The organism is Streptomyces globisporus (assembly GCF_003501885.1).
Classification (GTDB): domain Bacteria; phylum Actinomycetota; class Actinomycetes; order Streptomycetales; family Streptomycetaceae; genus Streptomyces; species Streptomyces globisporus_D.
Map to the genome: position 1 here is coordinate 31,292 of NZ_QWFA01000005.1, position 23,180 is coordinate 54,471.

The following is a 23,180-nucleotide window of genomic DNA, read 5'->3' on the forward strand; positions in this document are numbered from 1 at the left end:
TGACGTCATCCGCCGGGAGGAGATCGGCCCCGGGCCCCTACTGCGGGGGGCCTGCCCGGCAACGGGCACCGCACGGCCCCCCGCCGGACCGGTCCGGCGGGGGGCCACGGAAGGGGCTCGGGCTACTTGCCCGTCTCGCGCTCGTACGCCTTGAGGACTTCCTCGGTGGGGCCGTCCATCAGCAGCTCGCCCTTTTCCAGCCAGAGCGCACGGTCGCAGGTGTCCCTGATCGACTTGTTGTTGTGGCTGACCAGGAAGACCGTGCCCGCCTCCTTGCGCAGCTCGCGGATCCGCTCCTCGGAGCGGATCCGGAACTTGCGGTCACCGGTGGCCAGCGCCTCGTCGATCATGAGGACGTCGTGGTTCTTGGCCGCGGCGATGGAGAAGCGCAGCCGCGCCGCCATGCCGGAGGAGTACGTCCGCATCGGCAGTGTGATGAAGTCGCCCTTCTCGTTGATGCCGGAGAAGTCGACGATCTCCTGGTAGCGGGAGCGGATCTCGGCCTGGGTCATCCCCATGGCCAGACCGCCCAGCACAACGTTGCGCTCGCCGGTGAGGTCGCTCATCAGGGCCGCGTTCACGCCGAGCAGCGAGGGCTGGCCGTCGGTGTACACATGGCCGGATTCGGTCGGCAGCAGACCGGCGATGGCCCGCAGCAGCGTCGACTTTCCGGAGCCGTTGGTGCCGATGAGGCCGATGGCCTCGCCGCGGTAGGCGGTGAAGGAGACACCGCGCACGGCGTGCACCTTGCGGACGCCGCGCGGCTCGCCCTTGCCGCGCCGCACCATGCGGCTCAGCGCGGCGGTGGCGCTGCCCCGGCCGCCGCCCGCGCCGTTGACCCGGTACACGATGTGCACGTCGTCGGCGATCACCGTGGGGATGCGCCCCTGCGCGTTGTCGTCAGCCACGGCCGTACCGCTCCTCCGCCTTCCAGAAGTACACGAATCCCACGACCCCCAGCAGCACCGCCCAGCCCAGGCCGACGGCCCAGACGTGGTCCGGCAGGTTCTCGGAGCCGTACCCGTCGATCATGGCGAAGCGGACCAGGTCCATGTAGATCGCCGCCGGGTTGTACTGGAGCACGTCCGCGATCCACTGCGGCTTGTCCTTCAGCATCACCGGGATGGAGAACATGACGCCCGAGGCGTACATCCAGGTGCGCATGATGAACGGCATCAGCTGCGCGAGGTCGGGGGTCTTGGAGCCGAGCCGCGCCATGACGAGGGCCAGGCCCGTGTTGAAGACGAACTGGAGAAGCAGGGCGGGGATCACCAGGAGCCACGACAGCGAGGGGTAGCTGCCGAAGATCACGGCGACCGCGACCAGCACGATCATCGAGAAGAGCAGTTGCTGGAGCTGCTGGAGCGAGAAGGAGATGGGCAGCGAGGCCCGGGGGAAGTGGAGAGCCCGGACCAGGCCGAGGTTGCCGGAGATCGACCGGACACCCGCCATCACCGAGCTCTGGGTGAAGGTGAAGACGAAGACGCCGGTGACCAGGAACGGCACGAAGACGTCGTGGGGGATCCCCTCCCTGGTCCCCAGGATCAGGCCGAAGATCAGGTAATAGACACAGGCGTTCAGCAGGGGTGTGACCACTTGCCACAGCTGGCCCAGTTTGGCCTGGCTGTACTGGGCGGTCAGTTTCGCCCGGGAGAAGGCCAGGATGAAGTGGCGTCGGCCCCAGAGCTGTCGCATGTACGCGAACAGCCCCGGCCGGGCGCCGCTCACGGTCAGGCCGTACTTGGCGGCCAGCTGGGCCGCGTCGAGGCTCTCGTCGGCGGACGGCGGGGTCCCGAGGGCTACCCCACCGTCGTGGGTCGTGTCACTCACAAGTTGAAACTCTCGTCTTCACGCGCAGCCAGTCGCGGGCGCGGCTCAGGCGGACAGGTTCCGGAAAGAAAATACGCCTCATGCTCTCAGAGGAAAGCGTCTCAGATGACCGGAGGTCGGCCCAGCCTCGTCAGCCGCCACACCGTACGCCACTTCATCGGGCGCCGGGTTCCGCAAGGGGCCGTCCAGCCTTCCCGGAATCCGCCGAACCATGCCTTGAGCGCCGGCCGGGACGGGCGCCTGACCAGGGTCAGCAGCAGCCAGACCCCCGTGTAGAGGGGGACCAGCGGGGCGGGCAGGTTCCGGCGGGCGAGCCAGACCCGGTTGCGGGCGACCATGCGGTGGTAGACCGCGTGCCGGGACGGGGCGGTGGTGGGGTGGTTCAGGACCATGTCGGCCCGGTAGTCGATCATCCAGCCCGCGTCCAGCGCCCGCCAGGCGAGGTCCGTCTCCTCGTGGGCGTAGAAGAAGTCCTCGGGCAGCGGGCCGACCTCGGCGATGACCTTGGTGCGTACGGCGTTGGCGCCGCCGAGGAACGTCGTGACGCGCGAGGAGCGCATCGGGTCCGCGGCCCGCAGCCGGGGCACGTGCCGCCGCTGGGTGGCGCCGGTCTCCGGGTCGGCGATGCGGAAGGTGACGATCCCGAGCTGCGGGTCCGCCTCGAAGGCCTGCCGGCACAGCTCCGCGGTGTCCCGGTTCGGGAGCAGCCCGTCGTCGTCCAGGAAGAGCAGCGCGTCCACGTCCGCCCCGCAGGGGCCGAACGCCTCGATGCCGACGTTGCGGCCGCCGGGGATGCCCAGGTTCTCGGGCAGCTCCACCGTGCGCACCCCGGCGGGCACGTCGGGGACCGGGGCGCCGTTGCCGACCACCACGACCTCGATTCGGTCACCGTGCTGGGCGGTGACCGAATCGAGGAGGGCGCGGAGCTCGTCCGGGCGGTTGCCCATGGTGATGATCACCGCGCCCAGTTTCATGGGAAGGGTCACTTCAGCCTGCTGGACGCCAGGACGGACACCAGGTGCAGCAGGGTCTGCAGCAGCGCGATGCCGGCCATGACCGCCACGGTCAGGCGGGTGTAGAAGAGGTCGCCCGCGATCGCGTCCACGACGGCCACCACGAGGATCACCAGGGATGCCTCGATGCCGAGGATCAGCCGGTGGAACTTGAGCGCGGCGGCGGCCTTGCGGGCCAGCGCCATCCCGGAGGAGCGCGGCTCGGAGGCCGCTTCCTTCACCGGCGGCAGCCCGCCCTGGTGACGAGCCACGCCCACCAGGTCCGTCTCGGCCTTGATCAGGATCGCGCCGAGCGCGGCGAGCGTCCCGAGGAACGCCCAGAGCCAGTCGATCCGGCCCTCGCCCCAGATGTCGGCGGCCCGCAGGCCGAGGCCCACCAGCACCGCCGCGTCGCACAGATAGGCGGCGACCCGGTCCAGGTAGACCCCGCTGAGCGAGTACTGCTTCTTCCAGCGGGCCAGCTCGCCGTCCACGCAGTCGAAGAGCAGGTAGAGCTGGACCATCACCACGCCGAGCACGGCGCCCCAGATGCCCGGCACCAGCAGCGCCGGGGCGGCCAGGGCTCCGGCCAGCGTCATGACGTACGTGACCTGGTTCGGCGTGACGCGGGTGTTGACCAGGTAGCGGTCCACGCGCAGCGAGACCTCGCGCATGTACATGCGCCCGGCCCAGTGCTCGCCGCTGCGCCGGTCCTTCACCCCCGGAGGGTGCACGACCGGACGGAGTTCAGCTACTGATGGTCGTCGCATAGTCGGCGTACGCGTCCCTGATCTGGTCGGTGGACAGGTTGAGGTGCTCCAGGACCGTGAAGCGTCCCGGACGCGTCTGCGGCGCGTAGTCGACGGCCTTGACGAACTCGTCGACGCTGAAACCGATCTCTTCCGGCAGGACCGGCAGGCCGTGGCGCCGCAGTATCGATGCCATCAGGAGGGACTCCTGGCGGGCACCGCGCAGATGCATGGCGAAGCAGGCGCCGAGGCCGACCTGTTCGCCGTGGCTGGCCGCGCGCTGGGGGTAGAGCAGGTCGAAGGCGTGGTTGATCTCGTGGCAGGCGCCGGACGCCGGACGCGAGTCGCCCGCGACCGACATCGAGATGCCCGTCAGCACGAGCCCTTCGGCCAGCACCTTCAGGAAGGCGTCGTCGCCGACGCCGCCCGGGTGGCGCAGCACGGCCTCGCCGGCCTGGCGGGCCATCGCGGCCGCGAGCCCGTCGATCTCCTCGCCGTTGACCTCGTGGGCCAGCTCCCAGTCGGCGACGCAGGAGATGTTCGAGATCGCGTCGCCGATGCCGGAGCGCACGTAGCGGGCGGGCGCCTCACGGATCACGTCGAGGTCGATGACCACGGCGATCGGAGTGGGAACCCCGTAGGAGCCGCGCCCGTTGTCGTTGTCCAGCGTGGCGACCGGCGAGCACAGGCCGTCGTGCGAGAGGTTCGTCGCGACGGCGACCATGGGCAGCCCGACCCGCGCCGCGGCGTACTTCGCCACGTCGATGATCTTGCCGCCGCCGAGGCCCACCACGGCGTCGTACCGGTTGCCCTTGATGCCGTCGGCGAGCTTCACCGCGGAGTCGATCGTGCCGTCGGCGACCGGATACCAGTCGGCACCGGGCAGGACCGGGGCGAGCCTCTCCTTCAGGGCGCGCCCGGAGCCGTCGCTGATCGCGATGGCGAGCTTGCCCGAGGAGGAGATCCGCTGATCGGCCAGGAGACCCGCCAGATCGTCCATGGCGCCGCGTCGGATGTCGACGACGACCGGGGACGGAATGAGCCGGGTCAGTACTGGCACGCGATCTCCCGGCCCTTCTTGAGGTCGTCGTGGTTGTCGATCTCGACCCAGGTCACGGTGCCGATGGGGGCCACGTCGACGGTGAAGCCGCGGTTCACGAGCTCCTGGTAGCCGTCCTCGTAGTAGAGGTCGGGGTCGCGCTCGAAGGTGGTCTTCAGCGCGTCCGCCAGCTCCTCGGCGGCCTCGGCCTCGATGAGGGTGACGCCGATGTACTCACCGGTGGCGGTGGCCGGGTCCATGAGCTTGGTGATGCGCTGTACGCCCTTGCCCTCCTCGGTGATGACCTTCATCTCCTCGTCGGCGAGCACCTTCTCGGTGTCCAGGGCGAGGATGATCTTCTGGCCCTTGCCGCGGGCGTCCAGGAGGGTCTTCTCGACGGAGACCGGGTGCACGGTGTCGCCGTTGGCGAGGATCACGCCGCGCCCCAGGACGTCACGGGCGCACCACAGGGAGTAGGCGTTGTTCCATTCCTCGGCCTTGTCGTTGTCGATCAGCGTGAGGCTGAGGCCGTAGGTGGCCTCCAGCTCGGCCTTGCGGGCGTAGACGGCCTCCTTGCGGTAGCCGACGACGATCGCGACCTCGGTGAGTCCGACCTCGGCGAAGTTGGCCAGCGTGAGGTCGAGGACCGTCTTGTCGCCGTCGACAGGGACGAGCGCCTTGGGGAGCGTGTCCGTGTAGGGGCGCAGACGTCGTCCTGCACCGGCTGCCAGTACGAGGCCGATCATGCGAGTTCTCCTTCGTCGTGTACGGCGGGCGCCGAGGAGGACACCCAGAAGCGGATGGACTCCACGAGCACCACCAGAGCCACGGCGACCGCGAGCGCGGTCAGGGCCGTGGTGAAACCTGCGGCATGGGTGAGTACGGCGGCGAGGACGGCCACCAGCGCGGTGCGGCCCTCGTGTCCACCGATCGTCCGCACCAGCCACTGGGGCGGCGCGCCGGTGCCTCCGCGGATGCGGTACACCGTGTCGTAGTGATGGTAGGCGACGGCCGAGACGAGCCCGAAGGCCGCCGGGACGGCGTGCGGGGCGTCGCTGCGGGCCGCGAGCACCAGGATCGTGACGTACTCCGCCGCCCGGAAGAACGGCGGCACCAGCCAGTCGAGCGCACCCTTGAGCGGGCGGGCGACGGCGAGGCCGGAGAGGACCACGTACACCGCAGCGGCGGCGACGGTGAGCCAGCTGCCGTACGGGAGGAAGAGCGCCCCGCCGATCATGACCAGGGTGCCGAGCAGCGCGACGGCCGGAGCCGTGAACGCGCCCCGGAGCCCCGGGGCGACCGCCGCGACACCCTGGGCCAGCGGGCCGGAGTCGGCCAGGTCCGCCAAGGCCTGGGCGGCGCGGTCGGTGCGGCTGGCCCGGCGGGTCAGCGAGCGCAGCAGACGGCCCGCGGTGGTGTAGCAGGCGGCGAGCGCGCAGCCGACGAGCAGCGCGTAGAAGACGATGCGGGGGGTGGTGAGCGCGGTGAGGACCGCGATCATGGCCCAGCGCTCACCGATCGGCAGCACGATCATCCGGCGCGCCCAGACCGTCCAACCGACGCTGTCGAGCTTGTCGGAGAGAGCGGCGGTGGGGCTGGTGTTGGCGACCGCGTCGTGGTTGGCCTCGTTGAACGAGAAGTCCACGACATGGCGGCAGGCCTGGAGGACCATCGCGCCGAGCGCCAGGCCCCAGACGTCGTCACCGCCGCGTACGGCGCCGATGGCGAGGCCCGCGTAGTACGCGTACTCCTTGGCCCGGTCGAAGGTGGCGTCCAGCCAGGCGCCCATCGTGGAGTACTGCAGCGAGTAGCGGGCGAGCTGCCCGTCGGTGCAGTCCAGCACGAAGGAGACCAGGAGCAGGATGCCGGCGGCTACGTAGCCGCCGCGCGTGCCGGTGGCCGCCGCGCCCGCCGCGATGAGCGCGGTGATCAGGGACGCGGTGGTGACCTGGTTCGGGGTGAGGCCCCGGCGAGCGCACCAGCGGGCGATGTAGCGGGAGTACGGGCTGATGGCGAAGGTGGTGAAGAAGCCGTCGTGGGCCTTCACCGCGCTGCGCAGCCGGACCGCCTCGTCGTCGACCGCGTCGCGGGCGCTCTCGGCCGTCGCCCGCGCTCCGGTGTCGGTGGGGACGGTGGCGGTGAGCGATCCCAGCTCGGGGCGCTTGACGGGGGTGCCCTCGGCCTCCAGTGCCACGGCGATCCGGCCGGGGACGGTGCGGTCCTCGGGCGCCGGGTCGGTGTCCGGGGCGACGACGGGGGCGCCCGCGCCGACGGCGGCCGTGGTGCGCCGGAGCGCGCGCAGCAGGGCGCCGCGCGCCTCGGGCTGGGCGGTGAGCGCACCGGGCACGGTGGCGGCGGCGAAGCGGGGGTCGGTCAGGCCGAGCCGCAGCGCGTGGACGTGGCCGACGAAACGCGGATCGACGAGGGCGACCCGGTGGCCGGCCGGGACGGCGGCGAGGAGGGTTGCGGCGTCACCGGCGTCGGCGGCGGTCTGCACGTCGAAGCCCAGGGACCGCAGATCGTCCGCGAGCGACGACCCGGGTACCGGCGTACCGGTGAGGATGGCGGTCGACAGACGAACTCACTCCTTGGCACTGACGTGGACGACACACGGCGGCGCGGCCACATGGCGGGCCGGCGGCGTGTCGGCTGAGGCTATCGGATGAACGGAAGACCGAGTTCACCACCCGTTTGTGCGCTGTTCGGGTGGACCTGCGCAGTCGGGCGCCGTTCGCGATCATCATCATCGATCGGGGGCCCGGCCCACAAACCCGTGGGGCGGGCCCCCTGAGCGAGGCCCTTAGGCTGACGGTCATGACATGGCTGATCACAGGCGGGGCGGGTTACATCGGGGCACACGTGGCGCGGGCCATGGTCGCGGCGGGCGAGCGGGTCGTGGTGCTCGACGACCGCTCCAGCGGCATCGCCGAGCGGCTGCCGGACGCCGTCACGCTGGTGGAGGGCTCCGCCTCCGACCGGGCCCTTCTGGACCGGGTGCTGGCCGGTCACGCGGTGAGCGGTGTGGTGCATCTCGCGGCGAAGAAGCAGGTCGGCGAGTCCGTGGAGAAGCCGCTGCTGTACTACCGGGAGAACGTCGCGGGACTGGCCGTCCTGCTGGAGGCCGTGGTCGCAGCGGGGGTGCGGCGCTTCCTCTTCTCGTCCTCGGCGGCCGTTTACGGCGTACCGGACGTGGACCTCATCACGGAGGAGACGCCCTGCCTCCCCATCAACCCGTACGGCGAGACGAAGCTCACCGGTGAGTGGCTGGTGCGTGCCGCCGGCAAGGCGCACGGACTCTCGACCGCCTGCCTGCGGTACTTCAACGTGGCGGGCGCGGCCGCGCCGGAGCTCGCGGACACCGGGGTCTTCAACATCGTGCCGATGATGTTCGAGCGGCTGACGCACGGCGAGGCCCCCCGGATCTTCGGCGACGACTACCCGACACCGGACGGCACCTGCATCCGCGACTACATCCACGTCTCCGATCTGGCCGAGGCGCACCTCGTGGTCGCGCGGCGGCTGGACGAGACGGGCGCGGGCGATCTGACGCTGAACGTCGGCCGGGGCGAGGGCGTCTCGGTACGCGAGCTGGCGGACGTGATCGGCGAGGTGACGGGAAGCGATCTGAAGCCGGTGGTCGAGCCGCGCCGGGCCGGTGACGCGCCGAAGGCGGTGGCGTCGGCCGCGCGGATCACCGGGGAGCTGGGCTGGACGGCACGGCGGGGTGTGCGTGAGATGGTCGAGTCGGCCTGGGAGGGCTGGTGCCTCCACCACCCCGAGGCCCGTCCGTGATCGGTTCCAGGTGGCGCCCTTGATCGTGTCAACGCTCTGACCTGCGGAACGTTTCCGCAGGTCAGAGCAGATGACAACGGTGTTCAGTCCCGTGTTGCCCGATACCCCCCACCCGTAGTTCACTGGGCCTCGTCGGGGCGATTCCGCCCCGGCATGTCCTACGGACCTGGAGGCGCTTCACATGGGGGCTGGCCACGATCACGGGCACACGCACGGCGGGCCGCCCCCGACGGGAACGGCGGCCGCCGCGTACCGGGGAAGGCTTCGGGTCGCCCTGGCGATCACCCTGAGCGTGATGGTCATGGAGATCGTCGGCGGGGTGCTCTCCGACTCGCTCGCGCTGATCGCGGACGCCGCCCACATGGCCACCGACGCCCTGGGGCTCGGGATGGCGCTGCTCGCCATCCACTTCGCCAACCGCCCGGCCGCCCCGAACCGCACCTTCGGCTTCGCCCGCGCGGAGATCCTGGCCGCGCTCGCCAACTGCCTGCTGCTGCTCGGCGTCGGCGCCTATCTGATCTTCGAGGCGGTGGAGCGGTTCATCACCCCGGCCGAGACGAAGGGCGGGCTCGCCATCGCGTTCGCCGCGGTCGGCCTGGTGGCCAACGTCGTCTCCCTCTCGCTGCTGATGCGCGGGCAGAAGGAGAGCCTGAACGTACGGGGCGCCTATCTGGAGGTGATGGCCGACACTCTGGGCTCGCTCGCCGTGATCGTCTCGGCGGGGATCATCATGGCGACCGGCTGGCAGGCCGCCGACCCGATCGCCTCGCTGGTGATCGGCCTGATGATCGTCCCCCGGACGGTGAAGCTGCTGCGGGAGACCCTGAACGTGCTGCTGGAGGCCGCGCCCAGGGGGGTGGACATGGCGGAGGTACGGGCCCACATCACGGCGCTGCCCGGGGTGCTGGACGTCCACGACCTGCACGCCTGGACGATCACCTCGGGGATGCCGGTGCTCTCCGCCCATGTGGTGGTGCGCCAGGAAATGCTCGACTCGATAGGGCACGAGAAGGTGCTGCACGAGCTGCAGGGCTGCCTGGGCGACCACTTCGACGTGGAACACTGCACCTTCCAGCTGGAGCCGAGCGGTCACGCGGAGCACGAGGCGCACCTCTGCCACTGAGCGAGGAGGCGGCGGGTGCCGCATCCACCGGTTCCTTCACCGTCTCCCCGGGTCCCGGGCCAGGTCCGTGCTCCCCGGACCGGGTCCGGCCCCCTCTCACGCAAGGGTTTCCCCGTTGACCGACCACACCGACCTCCGGTGGACCATCCGCCCGGAGACCCCGGCGGACCGTGCGGCCGTGCACGGCGTCAACACGGCCGCGTTCCCCACCCGGGACGAGGCGGACCTCGTGGACGCCCTGCGGGCCGACCCCGAGGCGTGGCTGCCGGAGCTGAGTTACGTCGCCGAGGCCCCGGACGGGTCCCTCGCGGCGTACGCGCTGCTGACCCGCTGCCGGGTCGACGACGCCCCGGCGCTCGCCCTGGCCCCGGTGGCCACGGTCCCCGCGTACCAGCGGCAGGGTGCGGGGCAGGCCGTCGTGCGGGCGGTGCTGGACGCCGCCCGGGTGCGCGGTGAGGCGCTGGCGCTGGTGCTGGGTCATCCCGAGTACTACCCGCGCTTCGGTTTCGGACCGGCCTCGCGCTACGGGATCCGGCCAGGTTTCGAGGTTCCGGACGAGGCGATGATGGCCCTGGCACTGGACGATTCGGTTCCTGTTCCAGCGGGCCTGATCCGTTATCCGGCGGCCTTCGGCGTCTGACGGCCCGTCCGTCCCGCCGCGTTCGCCGGGCGTGGCAGGCCGGACATGCCCGGCCCCGGAGTGCGGACAAGCGGCTTTTGTACGGCAGACTTGACCGGACTCCAGGGGCCCGGCGCACGAGGCCGGGGACCAAAGCGAAGGATGGGTATGCCGACCACACCAGCCACCGCGACGCACAGCTCGTCGAACGGCACCGCAGAAGCGATCATGCTCGAACTGGTCGACGAGAACGGCACCACCATCGGCACCGCGGAGAAGCTGGCGGCCCACCAGGCCCCCGGGCAGCTGCACCGCGCGTTCTCCGTGTTCCTCTTCGACGAGCAGGGGCGGCTGCTGCTCCAGCGCCGGGCACTCGGCAAGTACCACTCCCCCGGCGTCTGGTCGAACACCTGCTGCGGGCACCCCTACCCGGGTGAGTCCCCGTTCGCGGCCGCCGCCCGGCGTACGTACGAGGAGCTGGGCATCTCGCCGTCGCTGCTGGCCGAGGCGGGCACCGTGCGCTACAACCACCCGGACCCGGCGTCGGGCCTGGTGGAGCAGGAGTTCAACCATCTGTTCGTGGGAATGGCGCAGGAGGCGCTGAAGGCGGACCCCGAGGAGGTCGGCGAGACCGCCTTCGTGACGGCGGCCGAGCTGGAGAAGCGGCACGCCGACGGGCCGTTCTCGGCGTGGTTCATGACGGTGCTGGACGCGGCGCGGCCGGCGATCCGTGAGCTGACGGGGCCCTCGGCGGGCTGGTGACCCCTCGCCCGGTCGCGTACGGGGGCGGCCGGACAGTCGTGTACGGGGCGGTCAGAGCTGCGTCTTCAACGGCAGCGCCGCCCAGATGATCTTCCCGCCGCTCGCGGTGTGCTCGACGTCGCAGGTGCCGCCCGCCTCCGCGGTGACCACCTTGACCAGCAGCAGGCCCCGGCCGCCGGTCTGCGCGTAGTCCGTCTCGAGGGCGGTGGGGCGGTAGGGGTGGTTGTCCTCCACCGACACTCTGACCCAGTCGGAGCCGATGGCCACCTCGACGGCCAGCTCGGGCGAGAGCAGGGCCGCGTGCTTGACCGCGTTGGTGACCAGCTCCGAGACGATCAGCAGAAGCCCCTGGAGGATGTCGTCCTCGATCGGCACGCCCTGCCGGCCGAGAAGGTCGCGTACGGCGTGCCGGGCGCTGGGCACGGAGGCCTCCACGGCGGGGGCGGTGAAGCGCCACACCCCCTCGTACGACACGGGTTCGGCAGGGGCACTCCCGAGGCTCTCCATCGTCCGGCACCAGCTCTCACTCGCACTGCACTGACCGTCGAGTAAAGAGTGTGGGAATGGCTTGGTCCGGACCGTGCCACTGAACGGAAGTAGCCAGGTATCGGCGCTATTTGACCAAACCTGTAGGCCGCTGGCGACCGGGTGACTACTTCTGCTCGTCTTCTGGTGCCGTGATCGGCTCGTCCGCCGTCGGGACCGTCTCATCGAGCCGCTCCGAGACCATACTGACGATACGTCGGCCGCCGATGCCGATGGCGATCAGGCCGAGTCCGTCGAACAGGAGGGCCAGCGAGAAGAAGCAGCCGAGCACGTACAGGCTGCTGTCCGGCCAGTCGAACAGCACCAGCAGGCCCAGCAACAGGCCGAAGGCTCCCTGGAGCAGCGTCCACCCCATCTGCGGGCCGCGCACCACGACGCTGCCGACGAGCCGGAAGACCCCGCCGGTCAGGAAGAGCAGGGCGGCGAACATGGTCAGCGCCTCGGCCGTGCCCTCGGGGTGCTTGATGACGACGACGCCCGCGGCGATGTTGAGGGCCGCGACCACCACGCCCAGCCAGAAGTAGCTCGTGCCGCGCGACTCGATCGCGTGCAGCAGCCCGACCAGACCGCCGACGAGCAGCAGCCAGCCGAAGAGCAGCATCGAGGTGAGGGTGGCCACACCGGTGTAGATGAGCCCGATGATGCCCGCGATCACCAGCAGCGTGCCGAGCAGCGCCAGCCAGCCGAAACCGCGGCTGAGCTTCCTGCTCTCGGCGGTGGGTTCGTTCATCGACAGCTCCTCACACGGTGCGTGCCCGTCTCGCGACCCCTTCTTGATCATAGGTTCGAACCGGAGGGATAGCATCCGGCGCATGGACCGTACGGAACCCCGCCTGATCACGTCCGTCGAGCGCGGCGTCGCCACCGTCGTGATCGCCAACCCCGCCAAGCGGAACGCGATGACCACCGCGATGTGGCGGATCCTGCCGGAGCTGCTGGAGCGGCTGGCGGCCGATCCGGAGGTCCGGGTGCTGGTACTGACCGGGGCCGGGGACACCTTCTGCGCCGGAGCCGACATCTCCACGCTGCGGGAGAGCGCGGGCACCGCCCAGGGCCTCGCGGTGGAGGCCGAGGAGGCGCTCGCCGCGTTCCCCCGGCCGACGCTGGCAGCGGTGCGCGGCTACTGCGTGGGCGGCGGCGGTCAGCTCGCGGCCGCCTGCGATCTGCGGTTCGCGGAGGAGGGAGCCTCCTTCGGGGTCACCCCGGCCAAGCTCGGCATCGTCTACCCGGCGTCCTCGACCCGGCGTCTGGTCGCCCTCGTCGGCCCGGGCACAGCAAAGCATCTGCTGTTCTCCGGCGAGCTGATCGGCACGGAACGGGCGCTGCGCACCGGCCTGGTCGACGAGGTGCTGCCGCCGGGCGGCCTGGACAAGCGGGTCGAGGAGTACGTCCAGGTGCTGGCGTCCCGGTCGCAGCTGACCCAGGCCTCGGCGAAGGAGTTCGCCGCGGGCCGGACGGACCGGGACGCCCACTGGGCCGCCGAGGCGCGCGGCAGTACGGACACGGCGGAGGGCGTCGCCGCCTTCCTGGAGCGGCGCGCCCCGCGCTTCACCTACACCACCGCGCCCGCGCGCTGAGGCCCTTACCGGGTGATGTGGCGGCTCCTGGCCCGCCACTCCTCGACGAGGGCGGCCGGGGCCTTCTCCGGCGAGCCGCAGTCGTAGGGCGGCTGCGGGTCGTACTCCGTGAGCAGCTGAACCGATCGCGCCGCGTCGTCACCCGCGATCCGGCCGAGCAGGGTCAGCCCCATGTCGATGCCGGAGGAGACCCCGGCGGCGGTGACGTACTTGCCGTCGAGGACGACGCGCTCCCCCGTGGGCTCGGCGCCGAATCCCTTCAGCAGCTCCAGCGCCAGCCAGTGGGAGGTGGCCCGCCGCCCCTTCAGGAGTCCGGCCGCCGCCAGCAGGAGCGAGCCCGTGCAGACCGAGGTGGTCCAGGTGGTGGTGGCGTCGACCGCGCGCAGCCAGCCGAGGAGGGACTCGTTCTCCATCTGGTCGCTCTGGCCGGGGCCGCCCGGCACGATCACCAGGTCGGGCGAGGTCACCTCGGCGAGCGTCTTCTCCGCGACGAGCCCGAGGCTCCCGGTGTCGTTGCGGACGGGTCCGGTCCGCTCGGCGACGAAGACGGTCTCGGCGCCGGGCGCCCGGCTGAGGATCTCGTAGGGGCCCACCGCGTCCAGGGCGGTGAAGCGGTCGAAGAGCACGATGGCGATCTGCACGGGAGCTGCCTCTCGGTTCGGTCGGACGGACTGGATGCCGGCGGTCGTTCAGGTGCCGGCTGCGGGTGTACGGAAGCGGCGGCGGTATTCGGACGGTGCCGTCGCGAGGGTCTTCACGAAGGCGCGGCGCATGGCCTCCGGGGTGCCGTAGCCGCTGGCGCGGGCGACCTGCTCGACACCGTCGGCGGTGTCCTCCAGCAGCCGGCGGGCGTGCTCCAGGCGGACCCGCTCGACGTACCGCCCGGGGGTCATCCCGGTCTCCGCCCGGAACGCGCGGGCGAAGTGCCGGGGCGAGAGCCGGGCGCGGGCCGCGAGGGCGTCGACCCCGAGGTCGGCGCCCGGGTGCTGGGTGATCCAGTGCTGGACCTCGCGCAGCGGTTCGCGCCGGGCGGTCTGGGCGCTGAGCTGGGCGCTGAACTGGGCCTGGTTGCCAGGCCGCCGAAGGAAGACCACGAGATGGCGGGCGATGCTCAGCGCGAGATCCCGCCCATGGTCCTCCTCTACGAGCGCGAGGGCCAGGTCGATGCCCGCGGTGACGCCCGCCGAGGTGGCCAGCCTCCCGTCCCGTACGAAGATCGGCTCCGGGTCGACCCGGACGGCCGGGTGGTCACGGGCGAGCCGGTCGCAGTAGTTCCAGTGGGTGGTGACCCGGTGCCCGTCCAGCAGGCCCGCCTCGGCCAGGAGCAGCGCCCCGGTGCACACGGAGACCAGCCGCTCCGCGCGTGGCGCGTGCTCGCGCAACCAGCCGGTCAGCTCGGGGTGGGAGCCCCGGGTGCCGTGCCCGCCGGGTACCAGCAGGGTGTGCGGGGCGGGCGCGTCGGCCAGGCTGCTGTCGGGCATCAGGACGAGCCCGCTGGTCGACCGGACGGGGCCGCCGTCGAGCGAGGCGGTCCGCAGGTCGTAGGAGACCCCGGGCGACCGGGAGGCGCCCGCGAAGACCTCCATCGGGCCGGTCACGTCGAGGCCCTGGACGCCGTCGAAGAGAACGACGAGGACGGTTCGCTGCTTCACGTCTGCCATCCTGGGCGGCGGGCGGCGATGGCTGCAATGACGAGTACCCCTCCTTTCCTGCCATCGGTCCGCCGTGGGACTGCCATGGGCCGGTCATGGGCCTGCTGTCGGCTCAGTTCGGAGGGCGATGGGCCTCCCCCGGGGTTCCACGCCGTACCGACCAGTCGGTAACGTGCGGGCATGAGTACTCTCCCGGCCCGCGCGGAGCGCCGCTGCCACAACGCCGTCAACCCGCTGCACTCCAGCCTCTTCTTCTCCCCCGACCTGGGTGCGGAGATGGCCAAGATCGGCATCGAGGACCCCTCCGCCGCCTACTTCGCCACCCGTGCCGCCGCGTTCGGCGCCGTGGGCGCGGGAACCGTCAGCGCCACCTTCTACAACTTCAACCCCGTCCTGGTGGCCCGCCATGTGCCGGCCGTCTGGGAGACCGCCTCCCCCGAGGTGGTCCTCGAAGCCCGGCTGCGGGCGGCGGACTCGACGCTGCGGCGGCTGCTCGGCGAGGAGATCATCGCCTCCGAGAAGATGGCGGAGGCCGCCCGGCTCGCGCTGCGCGCCACCGAGGCCTGCACCCCGCACGCCCGCCCGCTGTACGCCGCGCACGCGGATCTGCCGGTGCCCGAGGAGCCGCACCTGGCGTTCTGGCACGCCGCAACCCTGCTCCGCGAGCACCGGGGCGACGCCCATCTGGCCGCCCTGCTCGCGGCCGGCCTCGACCCGCTGGAGTCGCTCGTCAGCCACACGGCCACCGGCAAGGGCATGGCGATCCGCTGGATCCTGTCCTCCCGGGGCTGGCGCCGCACCGACTGGGAGGCGGCGTCCGAGCGGCTCCGGGAGCGTGGGCTGCTGGTGGCGGGCGAGGAACTGGGGCTGACCGAGGCCGGCACCGCGCTGCGCGCCGAGGTCGAGGAGGCGACGGACCGGATGGACATCGCCCCGTACGAACACCTGGGCGCGGAAGGCGTGGAGCGGCTCACCGAACTCGCCCGCGGCTTCCTCTTCACCGCCGCCGCGGCGGGCGCGTTCCCGGCCTCGGCGACCGGCCGCGGCTGACCCGGGACGGACCCCGGCACCGCCCGGGGCCCCCGCGCACCGCGCCGGGGCTCCCGGGCGTGTTGCCCGAGGTCACGCGACACGGCCCCCGGCCACGCGGCACAATGCATGCCCGGGGGATGCCCCCCGGCAAGCAGATACGTGCTCATCACGACCCGAGCACGGCCAGCACAGCCAGTACGAGAAGGCGAGTCGGGAAAACCGTGACGACGTCCATCGAAGGCAGGATCGCCGAGGAGCTCGGCGTACGTGAGCGACAGGTCAGGGCGGCGGTCGAGCTGCTCGACGGCGGATCGACCGTGCCGTTCATCGCGCGCTACCGCAAGGAGGCGACCGAATCCCTCGACGATGCGCAGCTGCGCACGCTGGAGGAACGGCTGCGCTATCTGAGGGAGCTGGAGGAGCGGCGTACGGCGATCCTCGACTCCGTACGCGAACAGGGCAAGCTCGACGCGGCGTTGGAGGCGAGCATCCGGGCCGCCGAGACCAAGGCGCGCCTGGAGGACATCTACCTGCCGTTCAAGCCCAAGCGGCGCACCAAGGCGCAGATCGCCCGGGAGGCGGGGCTGGAGCCGCTGGCGGACGGCCTGCTCGGGGACCCGTCGGTCGATCCGCCGGCCGCTGCCGCCGCGTTCGTGGACGGCGACAAGGGTGTGGCGGACGCGGCTGCCGCTCTGGAGGGTGCACGCGCGATCCTCACCGAGCGGTTCTCCGAGGACGCCGACCTGACCGGCGAGCTGCGTGAGCGGATGTGGACGCGCGGCCGGCTGGCGGCGAAGGTGCGCGACGGCCAGGAGGAGGCGGGCGCGAAGTTCGCCGACTACTTCGACTTCGCGGAGCCGTTCACCGCGCTGCCCTCGCACCGGGTGCTCGCGATGCTGCGCGGCGAGAAGGAGAACGTGCTCGACCTGGTCCTGGAGCCGGAGGAGCCGGAGACGGCCGAGAAGCCTGGCCCGTCCGCGTACGAGAACATGATCGCCCGCCGCTTCGGGATCGCCGACCGGGGCCGCCCGGGCGACAAGTGGCTGGGCGACACCGTGCGTTGGGCCTGGCGGACCCGGATCCAGGTGCACCTGGGCATCGATCTGCGGCTCCGGCTGCGTACGGCGGCGGAGGACGAGGCGGTCCGGGTCTTCGCCTCGAACCTGCGTGATCTGCTGCTCGCCGCCCCGGCCGGGACGCGGGCCACGCTGGGCCTGGACCCCGGTTTCCGTACGGGGGTGAAGGTCGCGGTCGTCGACGCCACCGGCAAGGTGGTGGCCACCGATGTGATCCACCCGCACGTGCCCGCCAACAAGTGGGACCAGGCACTGGCGAAGCTCGCGCATCTCGCGAAGGAGCACGCGGTCGACCTGATCGCGATCGGCAACGGCACCGCGTCCCGCGAGACGGACAAGCTCGCCGGTGAACTGATCGACAAGCACCCGGAGTTGAAGCTCACGAAGGTGATGGTCTCGGAGGCGGGCGCCTCGGTGTACTCCGCCTCCGCGTTCGCCTCGCAGGAACTGCCCGACATGGACGTGTCGTTGCGCGGCGCGGTCTCCATCGCACGGCGGCTCCAGGACCCGCTGGCGGAGCTGGTGAAGATCGACCCGAAGTCGATCGGCGTCGGCCAGTACCAGCACGACCTGTCCGAGGTGAAGCTCTCGCGGTCCCTGGACGCGGTCGTCGAGGACTGTGTGAACGGCGTCGGCGTGGACGTCAACACCGCGTCCGCGCCGCTGCTTTCACGGGTGTCCGGGATCAGCTCGGGGCTGGCGGAGAACATCGTGGCGCACCGGGACGCCAACGGCCCGTTCCGGTCCCGCAAGGCGCTCAAGGACGTGGCCCGCCTCGGCCCGAAGGCGTACGAACAGTGCGCGGGCTTCCTGCGGATCCGGGGCGGCGACGACCCGCTGGACGGCTCCAGTGTGCACCCCGAGGCCTACCCGGTGGTGCGGCGGATGGGCAGGAGCGCGGGCGGCGAGGTCGCCTCGCTGATCGGCAACACGGACGTCCTGCGGGCGCTGCGCGCGGCTGACTTCGTGGACGACATGTTCGGGCTGCCGACCGTGACGGACATCCTCAAGGAGCTGGAGAAGCCGGGGCGCGACCCGCGTCCGGCGTTCCGCACGGCGACCTTCAAGGAGGGCGTCGAGAAGCTCGGCGACCTGGAGCCGGGCATGGTGCTGGAGGGCGTCGTGACGAACGTGGCCGCGTTCGGCGCGTTCGTCGACGTCGGCGTCCACCAGGACGGTCTGGTCCATGTGTCGGCGCTGTCGAAGACGTTCGTGAAGGACCCGCGCGACGTGGTGAAGCCCGGGGACATCGTGAAGGTCAAGGTCATGGACGTCGACGTGCCGCGCAAGCGGATCTCGCTGACGCTGCGCCTCGACGACGAGCCCGGCGCGGGCGGCGGCTCCGGCGGCGGGCAGCAGGGCCGCGGCGAGCGGGGCGGCCGTCCGCCGAAGCAGCGCCAGGGGCAGGGCTCCGGTGGCGGCCAGGGCCGTCAGGGCGGCGGCGGCCGGGACCGGCGCGGTGGCGGCGGCGGGTCGCGGCAGGGCGGCCAGAGCGCTCCGGCTCCGGCCAACAGCGCGATGGCGGACGCTCTGCGGCGGGCCGGCCTGGCCGACCCGAAGCGGGGCGGCGGCCGGGGACGCTGAGCCCGTCGCTCTCCCCACCCGGGGACCATCGGTAGGGCTCTCGGCGCTGGGACGGGCCGCGCTCCGGTCATGGTCCGGTCGTGGGTGTGGTGACGCGGTGTCCGTACGCGCGGCGGTCCTTGCCCTGGGCAAGGGCCGCCGTGGCTGCCCGGGCGCCGGCGCCCTATGGCTCGTGGCGTCGGCGCGCGAGATGGAGCGTGATGTCGGCCTCCATCTCGACCACGTCGGGCAGCACCCGTCCGATACGCCCGAACGGCTCTTCGCGTTGCGCGGGGGCCGGCACGAGATGGGCGGAGATCGTGGAGAGGTGGCCGAGGTAGTCGCTCGGGCTCAGCGCATAGCGTCGTTCGACGACCGACTGCCTCTCCAGAGCGGTGTGAACCGGGTGTCCCGCGTGGGCCATCAGCCTGTCGTGGAGTACCGGAGGACAGTCGGGCCGAAACCGTTCGTACGCTTGTGCCGTTGCTCCGAAACTCACTGCGCGGTGGGACAAACCGGCAAGCCTGACACCGGCTCCCTGATTCCGCTCAGACTTCCTTGATCCGGCCGTCCGCCACTTCGACGCGGCGCGTGGTGCGGACCGCCTCCAGCATCCGGCGGTCGTGCGTGACCAGCAGCAGGGTGCCCGTGTACGTCTCCAAGGCCGCCTCCAACTGCTCGATGGCGGGCAGGTCCAGGTGGTTCGTCGGCTCGTCGAGCACCAGGAGGTTCACGCCCCGACCCTGGAGCAGGGCGAGGGCGGCGCGGGTGCGCTCTCCGGGGGACAGGCTGGTGGCCGGGCGCATCACATGGTCGGCACGCAGGCCGAACTTGGCGAGCAGGGTGCGGACTTCGGCCGGTTCCGTGTCGGGTACGGCCGCGCAGAACGCGTCCAGCAGCGACTGCGCCCCGAGGAACAGCTTGCGAGCCTGGTCCACCTCGCCGACCACGACCCCCGAACCGAGCGTGGCGTTCCCGGAGTCCAGTGGCAGCCGCTCCAACAGGGCGGCCAGCAGCGTGGACTTGCCCGCGCCGTTCGCGCCGGTGATGGCGACCCGGTCCGCCCAGTCGATCTGGAGCGAGGCGGGGCCGAAGGTGAAGTCGCCGCGCACGACACGGGCTTCTCGCAGGGTGGCGACGACGGATCCGGAGCGCGGGGCGGAGGCGATCTCCATCCGCAGCTCCCACTCCTTGCGGGGCTCCTCGACCACGTCGAGGCGTTCGATCATGCGCTGGGTCTGGCGGGCCTTCGCGGCCTGCTTCTCGCTGGCCTCGCTGCGGGCGTTGCGGCCGAGCTTGTCGCCGTCGGTTGCCTTGCGGCGGGCGTTCTTGACACCCTTGTCCATCCAGGAGCGCTGCATGTGGCCGCGGGCTTCGAGGGAGGTCTTCTTGTCGGCGTACTCCTCGTAGTCCTCGCGGGCGTGCCGGCGGGCGGTCTCGCGCTCCTCCAGGTAGGCCGCGTAGCCCCCGCCGTACAGGTTGATCTGCTGCTGGGCGAGGTCCAGCTCCAGCACCTTGGTGACCGTGCGCATCAGGAACTCGCGGTCGTGGCTGATGACGACGGTGCCCGCGCGCAGGCCGGACACGAAGCGCTCCAGACGCTCCAGGCCGTCCAGGTCGAGGTCGTTGGTGGGCTCGTCGAGCAGGAACACGTCGTAGCGGGAGAGCAGGAGCGACGCGAGTCCGGCGCGGGCCGCCTGTCCGCCGGAGAGCGCGGTCATGGGCCGGTCGAGGCCCACGGTCAGACCCAGCTCGGCGGCGACCTGCTCGGCCCGCTCCTCCAGGTCCGCGCCGCCGAGGGCGAGCCAGCGCTCCAGGGCGTCGGAGTACGCGTCGTCCGCGCCCGGGGCTCCCGCGACCAGGGCCTCGGTCGCCTCGTCCATGGTGCGCTGGGCGTCGGCGACGCCGGTGCGGCGGGCCAGGAAGGCGGCCACGGTCTCGCCGTCGCGACGCTCGGGCTCCTGCGGGAGGTGGCCGACGGTCGCGGTGGGCGGGGAGAGCCGCAGCTCCCCCTCCTCCGGCCGGTCGAGCCCGGCGAGCAGACGGAGCAGGGAGGACTTGCCCGCCCCGTTGACTCCGACGAGACCGATCACGTCACCGGGGGCGACGACGAGGTCGAGCCCGGCGAAGAGCGTGCGGTCGCCGTGTCCGGCGGCGAGGTCCTTGGCGACGAGGGTGGCAGTCATCAGGGTGCCGATCCTAGTCGCCGGTGCGCGATGCCCTTGCCGGGCGATGGCACAGGCCCGGCGGGGCGCTGGGGAGCGCGTGCCGCCGGGCCTCAGAGCAAGCCGGTCAGCTGAAGCCGTCGAGCGTGATCAGCGCCTCCTGGGGGTTGCCGTCGTGGACGAGCGACTCGTGGGCGCCCACGTCGTCGAAGGCGAAGCCGTACGCCTTGCCGTCGACCATCTGCGCGTGGACGAGGCGGGAGTAGTGGTTGGTCACGGCGTCCTTGTAGAAGTTGGCCGCGTTGTTGTCGGGGTGGTTCGTACCGTTCAGCAGGGTGGAGCGGTTGAAGCCCGCGCACAGGGTGCGGGAGATCGGTCCGCGCACCAGGTCGTTGGGCGCGTCCAGGTGCTTGTAGCAGCCGAAGACGCTGTCGGAGTCCGGCTTCTGGAACGAGGTCACGACGGCGCCCGAGCCGTTGGTGAAGTTCATGACGTTGCCGGAGACCCGGCCGTAGAACTTGGTGTTCGGCTCGTGCGCGAACGGCGTCACCGTCAGCACGGAGCCGCTGTAGCGGCTCCAGACCCGGTTGATGTAGTCGTTCATGATCCCGGACGGCAGACTGCCGTTCCCGACGCCGTGCCCCGGGGACAGGGCGCGCAGCACCGTTCCGTCGGACCGGGTCTGGATGAGGCCGGACCAGCCGCCGGACTGGTTCCTGAGGTTGTTGAACACCGCGTTGTAGCCGCCCGGCTTGAGCTTGCCGGTGCTCTTGACGGCCCCGCCCGGCGCTTTGACGCCGACGGAGTAGGGGGCGGAGAACATGTCGACCTGGGTGCTGTTGATCCACAGACCCGCGTCGTTGAGCGTGTACTCGGTCCAGTTGAACAGGATGTTCCTGTTCGGGTCGCTCGGGTTCTGCACGGCGGGCTGCACGAGGCCGCCGGTGGTGACCTTGAAGACGAGCTTCTGACCGTACGAGAAGTAGACGCGGCCGGAGAACTTCGGCATCCGGATCGTCACCGACTGCCCGTTCCGCGGTCCGGCGATCGACGCGTCGGGGGCCGGGGTGGGCGGGTTGCCTCCGGCCGGCCAGGGGCGGAAGGTGCCGTTCGCGTCCGCCCAGCCCTGGCGGCCGGTGGAGAGCTCCGTTCCGAGGTTGTAGACGTAGATCTGGTCGGCGCGTCCCGAGTCGTTCTTGATGGTCAGCGGGATGGTGGCGGGCACCGCCGCCTCGGCCGGCACCTGGCCGACGCCGGTGGTCAGCCCTAGGGCGAGGGCCAGGGCGGCGGTCAGCGCGCCGAGACTTCTCCGTAAAGCGGGCATGCTCGTTCTCCTCATCGGGCGGATGCGTGGATGGAGCGCGGGGGGCACATCACCTGAGCGTGAGAGCGCTCTCAGAATCCTGCCGGGGGCGACCGCTGTCAACGCGCCTGTCTCAACTTGTTGAACCTGCGGGGCGCTGCGCCTGCGCCGCGCGGGCTGCCCCTCGCCCTCGTGGTCCGGGGATTCCGGTTGCCCTGGCCCAGGGATTCCGCTTTCGGTTAGCGTCCGGGCAGCGGCGGGCCGGAGCCGAGGGAATCCGAGGGAAGGGGAAGGACCGTGGTGGCGGATGTGATCGTGGTGGGCGGCGGGGTCGTCGGGCTCACCACCGCCGTGACGCTGGCGAAGCGCGGGCTGCGGGTGCGGGTCTGGTCGCGCGATCCGGCCGGGGCCACCACGTCTGCGGTGGCGGGAGCCCTGTGGTGGCCGTACCGGATCGAGCCGGCCGAGCGGGTGGGCGACTGGTCGCTGGAGACGCTGGCGGTGTACGAGGAGCTGGCCGGCGACCCGGAGGAGACCGGCGTACGGCGGGTGGTGGGGCTGCACGGCGGGGAGCGGTTCGCGGCGCTGGGCGACTGGGCGGCGGGGCTGAAGGACGCCGTGGAGGTGCCCGAAGGACTGCGGGTGACGCTGCCGCTGCTGGACATGCCGGTCCATCTGGGCTGGCTGGAGCGGCGGCTCGTGGCGGCGGGCGGTGCGGTGGAGCGACGGGCCGTGACGGGGTTCGGCGAGGCGGCGGCGGTGAGTCCGGTGGTGGTGAACTGCACGGGGCTCGGGGCGCGCGAGCTGGTGCCCGACGCCGGGGTGCGGCCGGTGCGGGGGCAGCTGGTCGCGGTGGAGAACCCGGGCGTCGAGGAGTGGTACACGGAGGCGGACCCGGCGTCGGCCGCGACGACGTACTTCTTCCCGCAGCCGGGACGGCTGGTGCTGGGCGGTACGGCGGAGGCGGACGACCCGCGTACGGAGCCCGACCCGGACACGGCACGGGAGATCGTGGCGCGGTGCGCGCGCGTCCGCCCGGAGATCGCGGATGCCCGGGTGCTCGGCCACCGGGTGGGGCTGCGCCCGGCGCGGGACGCGGGGGTCCGGATCGAGGCGGAGCCCCTGCCGGGCGGCGGCCTGCTGGTGCACAACTACGGACACGGCGGCGCGGGCGTGACGGTGGCGTGGGGCTGCGCACGCGCGGCGGCGGCGCTGGTGGGGTAAGGGGGCACAGGCACGCCCCTGGGGCCCGCGTCGCAGGGGCCACCCGTCGGGTTGCGGACACGGCCGGCCCTCCAGCCCGGACACGGCCGGACGTTGCCCGGGGGAGGGTCGGACACGGGCCCGCCCACCGGTGCAC

21 protein-coding genes and 1 pseudogene are annotated in these 23,180 nt (G+C 71.8%); 8 read left to right on the plus strand and 14 right to left on the minus strand.

The window, feature by feature from the left end; all coding sequences use genetic code 11:
• Positions 1-122: 122 nt before the first annotated feature.
• The 7 genes from D3105_RS01885 to D3105_RS01915 form a co-directional block, all read right to left on the minus strand.
• Positions 123-908, minus strand: coding sequence for an ABC transporter ATP-binding protein (locus tag D3105_RS01885; RefSeq protein WP_030711508.1), 786 nt, complete (start codon positions 906-908; stop codon positions 123-125).
• On the minus strand, positions 901-1,830 hold the full coding sequence (locus D3105_RS01890) for an ABC transporter permease (RefSeq protein WP_118899328.1): 930 nt from the start codon (positions 1,828-1,830) through the stop codon (positions 901-903). Before D3105_RS01890 ends, D3105_RS01885 begins: the two co-directional genes overlap by 8 nt.
• Before the next feature lie 101 nt (positions 1,831-1,931).
• Positions 1,932-2,804 (minus strand): glycosyltransferase family 2 protein, encoded by an 873-nt coding sequence (locus D3105_RS01895; RefSeq protein WP_206272618.1) that lies wholly within the window; start codon positions 2,802-2,804, stop codon positions 1,932-1,934.
• Positions 2,805-2,812: 8 nt separating this feature from the next.
• Positions 2,813-3,592: a CDP-alcohol phosphatidyltransferase family protein gene (locus D3105_RS01900; RefSeq protein ID WP_078652016.1), complete on the minus strand. Its 780-nt coding sequence runs from the start codon at positions 3,590-3,592 to the stop codon at positions 2,813-2,815.
• Complete coding sequence (locus D3105_RS01905; RefSeq protein WP_097877271.1) at positions 3,570-4,631, minus strand: iron-containing alcohol dehydrogenase family protein; 1,062 nt, start codon at positions 4,629-4,631, stop codon at positions 3,570-3,572. The genes D3105_RS01900 and D3105_RS01905 overlap by 23 nt, the downstream gene beginning before the upstream one ends.
• On the minus strand, positions 4,619-5,356 hold the full coding sequence (locus D3105_RS01910) for a sugar phosphate nucleotidyltransferase (RefSeq protein WP_118899333.1): 738 nt from the start codon (positions 5,354-5,356) through the stop codon (positions 4,619-4,621). The genes D3105_RS01905 and D3105_RS01910 overlap by 13 nt, the downstream gene beginning before the upstream one ends.
• On the minus strand, positions 5,353-7,107 hold the full coding sequence (locus D3105_RS01915; protein WP_118899335.1) for a DUF5941 domain-containing protein: 1,755 nt from the start codon (positions 7,105-7,107) through the stop codon (positions 5,353-5,355). The genes D3105_RS01910 and D3105_RS01915 overlap by 4 nt, the downstream gene beginning before the upstream one ends.
• Before the next feature lie 317 nt (positions 7,108-7,424).
• On the opposite strand from D3105_RS01915, the gene galE reads away from it, so the two are divergent.
• From galE to idi, 4 genes and pseudogenes are all read left to right on the plus strand, one after another.
• Positions 7,425-8,402: a UDP-glucose 4-epimerase GalE gene (galE, locus tag D3105_RS01920; RefSeq protein ID WP_118899337.1), complete on the plus strand. Its 978-nt coding sequence runs from the start codon at positions 7,425-7,427 to the stop codon at positions 8,400-8,402.
• A 181-nt stretch (positions 8,403-8,583) separates the two neighbouring features.
• Complete coding sequence (locus D3105_RS01925; RefSeq protein WP_118899339.1) at positions 8,584-9,525, plus strand: cation diffusion facilitator family transporter; 942 nt, start codon at positions 8,584-8,586, stop codon at positions 9,523-9,525.
• Between the two features lie 130 nt (positions 9,526-9,655).
• Positions 9,656-10,165: pseudogene (locus D3105_RS01930) on the plus strand (GNAT family N-acetyltransferase); the annotation flags it as partial.
• 147 nt (positions 10,166-10,312) lie between these two features.
• Positions 10,313-10,906 carry an isopentenyl-diphosphate Delta-isomerase gene (idi, locus tag D3105_RS01935; protein ID WP_118899343.1) on the plus strand — a complete coding sequence of 198 codons (594 nt, stop codon included), beginning with the start codon at positions 10,313-10,315 and terminating at the stop codon, positions 10,904-10,906.
• A gap of 51 nt (positions 10,907-10,957) precedes the next feature.
• On the opposite strand, the gene D3105_RS01940 is transcribed toward idi, so the two are convergent.
• Complete coding sequence (locus tag D3105_RS01940; protein WP_118899345.1) at positions 10,958-11,413, minus strand: ATP-binding protein; 456 nt, start codon at positions 11,411-11,413, stop codon at positions 10,958-10,960.
• A 145-nt stretch (positions 11,414-11,558) separates the two neighbouring features.
• Positions 11,559-12,182, minus strand: a complete 624-nt coding sequence (locus tag D3105_RS01945) for an HdeD family acid-resistance protein (protein ID WP_118899347.1) — start codon at positions 12,180-12,182, stop codon at positions 11,559-11,561.
• Between the two features lie 82 nt (positions 12,183-12,264).
• On the opposite strand from D3105_RS01945, the gene D3105_RS01950 reads away from it, so the two are divergent.
• The gene (locus D3105_RS01950) at positions 12,265-13,029 is read left to right on the plus strand and encodes an enoyl-CoA hydratase/isomerase family protein (protein WP_118899349.1); all 765 of its coding nucleotides are present in this window, start codon (positions 12,265-12,267) and stop codon (positions 13,027-13,029) included.
• 5 nt (positions 13,030-13,034) lie between these two features.
• Here D3105_RS01950 and D3105_RS01955 read toward each other — a convergent pair whose 3' ends face one another.
• Both D3105_RS01955 and D3105_RS01960 read right to left on the minus strand, forming a co-directional pair.
• Positions 13,035-13,670 (minus strand): DJ-1/PfpI family protein, encoded by a 636-nt coding sequence (locus tag D3105_RS01955; protein ID WP_118899351.1) that lies wholly within the window; start codon positions 13,668-13,670, stop codon positions 13,035-13,037.
• A gap of 48 nt (positions 13,671-13,718) precedes the next feature.
• Positions 13,719-14,681: a GlxA family transcriptional regulator gene (locus D3105_RS01960; RefSeq protein ID WP_425315720.1), complete on the minus strand. Its 963-nt coding sequence runs from the start codon at positions 14,679-14,681 to the stop codon at positions 13,719-13,721.
• Between the two features lie 180 nt (positions 14,682-14,861).
• On the opposite strand from D3105_RS01960, the gene D3105_RS01965 reads away from it, so the two are divergent.
• Both D3105_RS01965 and D3105_RS01970 read left to right on the plus strand, forming a co-directional pair.
• Positions 14,862-15,731 carry an SCO6745 family protein gene (locus tag D3105_RS01965; protein ID WP_118899355.1) on the plus strand — a complete coding sequence of 290 codons (870 nt, stop codon included), beginning with the start codon at positions 14,862-14,864 and terminating at the stop codon, positions 15,729-15,731.
• A 203-nt stretch (positions 15,732-15,934) separates the two neighbouring features.
• Positions 15,935-18,373 carry a Tex family protein gene (locus tag D3105_RS01970; protein WP_118899358.1) on the plus strand — a complete coding sequence of 813 codons (2,439 nt, stop codon included), beginning with the start codon at positions 15,935-15,937 and terminating at the stop codon, positions 18,371-18,373.
• Between the two features lie 163 nt (positions 18,374-18,536).
• On the opposite strand, the gene D3105_RS01975 is transcribed toward D3105_RS01970, so the two are convergent.
• The 3 genes from D3105_RS01975 to D3105_RS01985 form a co-directional block, all read right to left on the minus strand.
• Positions 18,537-18,776 (minus strand): hypothetical protein, encoded by a 240-nt coding sequence (locus D3105_RS01975; protein WP_240646769.1) that lies wholly within the window; start codon positions 18,774-18,776, stop codon positions 18,537-18,539.
• Between the two features lie 124 nt (positions 18,777-18,900).
• Complete coding sequence (locus D3105_RS01980) at positions 18,901-20,538, minus strand: ABC-F family ATP-binding cassette domain-containing protein (protein WP_118899362.1); 1,638 nt, start codon at positions 20,536-20,538, stop codon at positions 18,901-18,903.
• Positions 20,539-20,644: 106 nt separating this feature from the next.
• Positions 20,645-21,841, minus strand: a complete 1,197-nt coding sequence (locus tag D3105_RS01985; protein WP_118899364.1) for a glycoside hydrolase family 64 protein — start codon at positions 21,839-21,841, stop codon at positions 20,645-20,647.
• Positions 21,842-22,120: 279 nt separating this feature from the next.
• On the opposite strand from D3105_RS01985, the gene D3105_RS01990 reads away from it, so the two are divergent.
• Positions 22,121-23,044, plus strand: a complete 924-nt coding sequence (locus D3105_RS01990) for an FAD-dependent oxidoreductase (RefSeq protein WP_118899366.1) — start codon at positions 22,121-22,123, stop codon at positions 23,042-23,044.
• Positions 23,045-23,180 lie beyond the last annotated feature (136 nt).

What these genes read in the sequence shown, in the direction of transcription:
- D3105_RS01895 (WP_206272618.1), bottom strand. Translation starts at nt 2,804, where the DNA reads ATGAAACTGGGCGCGGTGATCATCACCATGGGCAACCGCCCGGACGAG.
- D3105_RS01900 (WP_078652016.1), bottom strand. Translation starts at nt 3,592, where the DNA reads ATGCGACGACCATCAGTAGCTGAACTCCGTCCGGTCGTGCACCCTCCG.
- D3105_RS01910 (WP_118899333.1), bottom strand. Translation starts at nt 5,356, where the DNA reads ATGATCGGCCTCGTACTGGCAGCCGGTGCAGGACGACGTCTGCGCCCC.
- galE (WP_118899337.1), top strand. Translation starts at nt 7,425, where the DNA reads ATGACATGGCTGATCACAGGCGGGGCGGGTTACATCGGGGCACACGTG.
- D3105_RS01925 (WP_118899339.1), top strand. Translation starts at nt 8,584, where the DNA reads ATGGGGGCTGGCCACGATCACGGGCACACGCACGGCGGGCCGCCCCCG.
- idi (WP_118899343.1), top strand. Translation starts at nt 10,313, where the DNA reads ATGCCGACCACACCAGCCACCGCGACGCACAGCTCGTCGAACGGCACC.
- D3105_RS01940 (WP_118899345.1), bottom strand. Translation starts at nt 11,413, where the DNA reads ATGGAGAGCCTCGGGAGTGCCCCTGCCGAACCCGTGTCGTACGAGGGG.
- D3105_RS01945 (WP_118899347.1), bottom strand. Translation starts at nt 12,182, where the DNA reads ATGAACGAACCCACCGCCGAGAGCAGGAAGCTCAGCCGCGGTTTCGGC.
- D3105_RS01950 (WP_118899349.1), top strand. Translation starts at nt 12,265, where the DNA reads ATGGACCGTACGGAACCCCGCCTGATCACGTCCGTCGAGCGCGGCGTC.
- D3105_RS01965 (WP_118899355.1), top strand. Translation starts at nt 14,862, where the DNA reads ATGAGTACTCTCCCGGCCCGCGCGGAGCGCCGCTGCCACAACGCCGTC.
- D3105_RS01975 (WP_240646769.1), bottom strand. Translation starts at nt 18,776, where the DNA reads ATGGCCCACGCGGGACACCCGGTTCACACCGCTCTGGAGAGGCAGTCG.
- D3105_RS01980 (WP_118899362.1), bottom strand. Translation starts at nt 20,538, where the DNA reads ATGACTGCCACCCTCGTCGCCAAGGACCTCGCCGCCGGACACGGCGAC.
- D3105_RS01985 (WP_118899364.1), bottom strand. Translation starts at nt 21,841, where the DNA reads ATGCCCGCTTTACGGAGAAGTCTCGGCGCGCTGACCGCCGCCCTGGCC.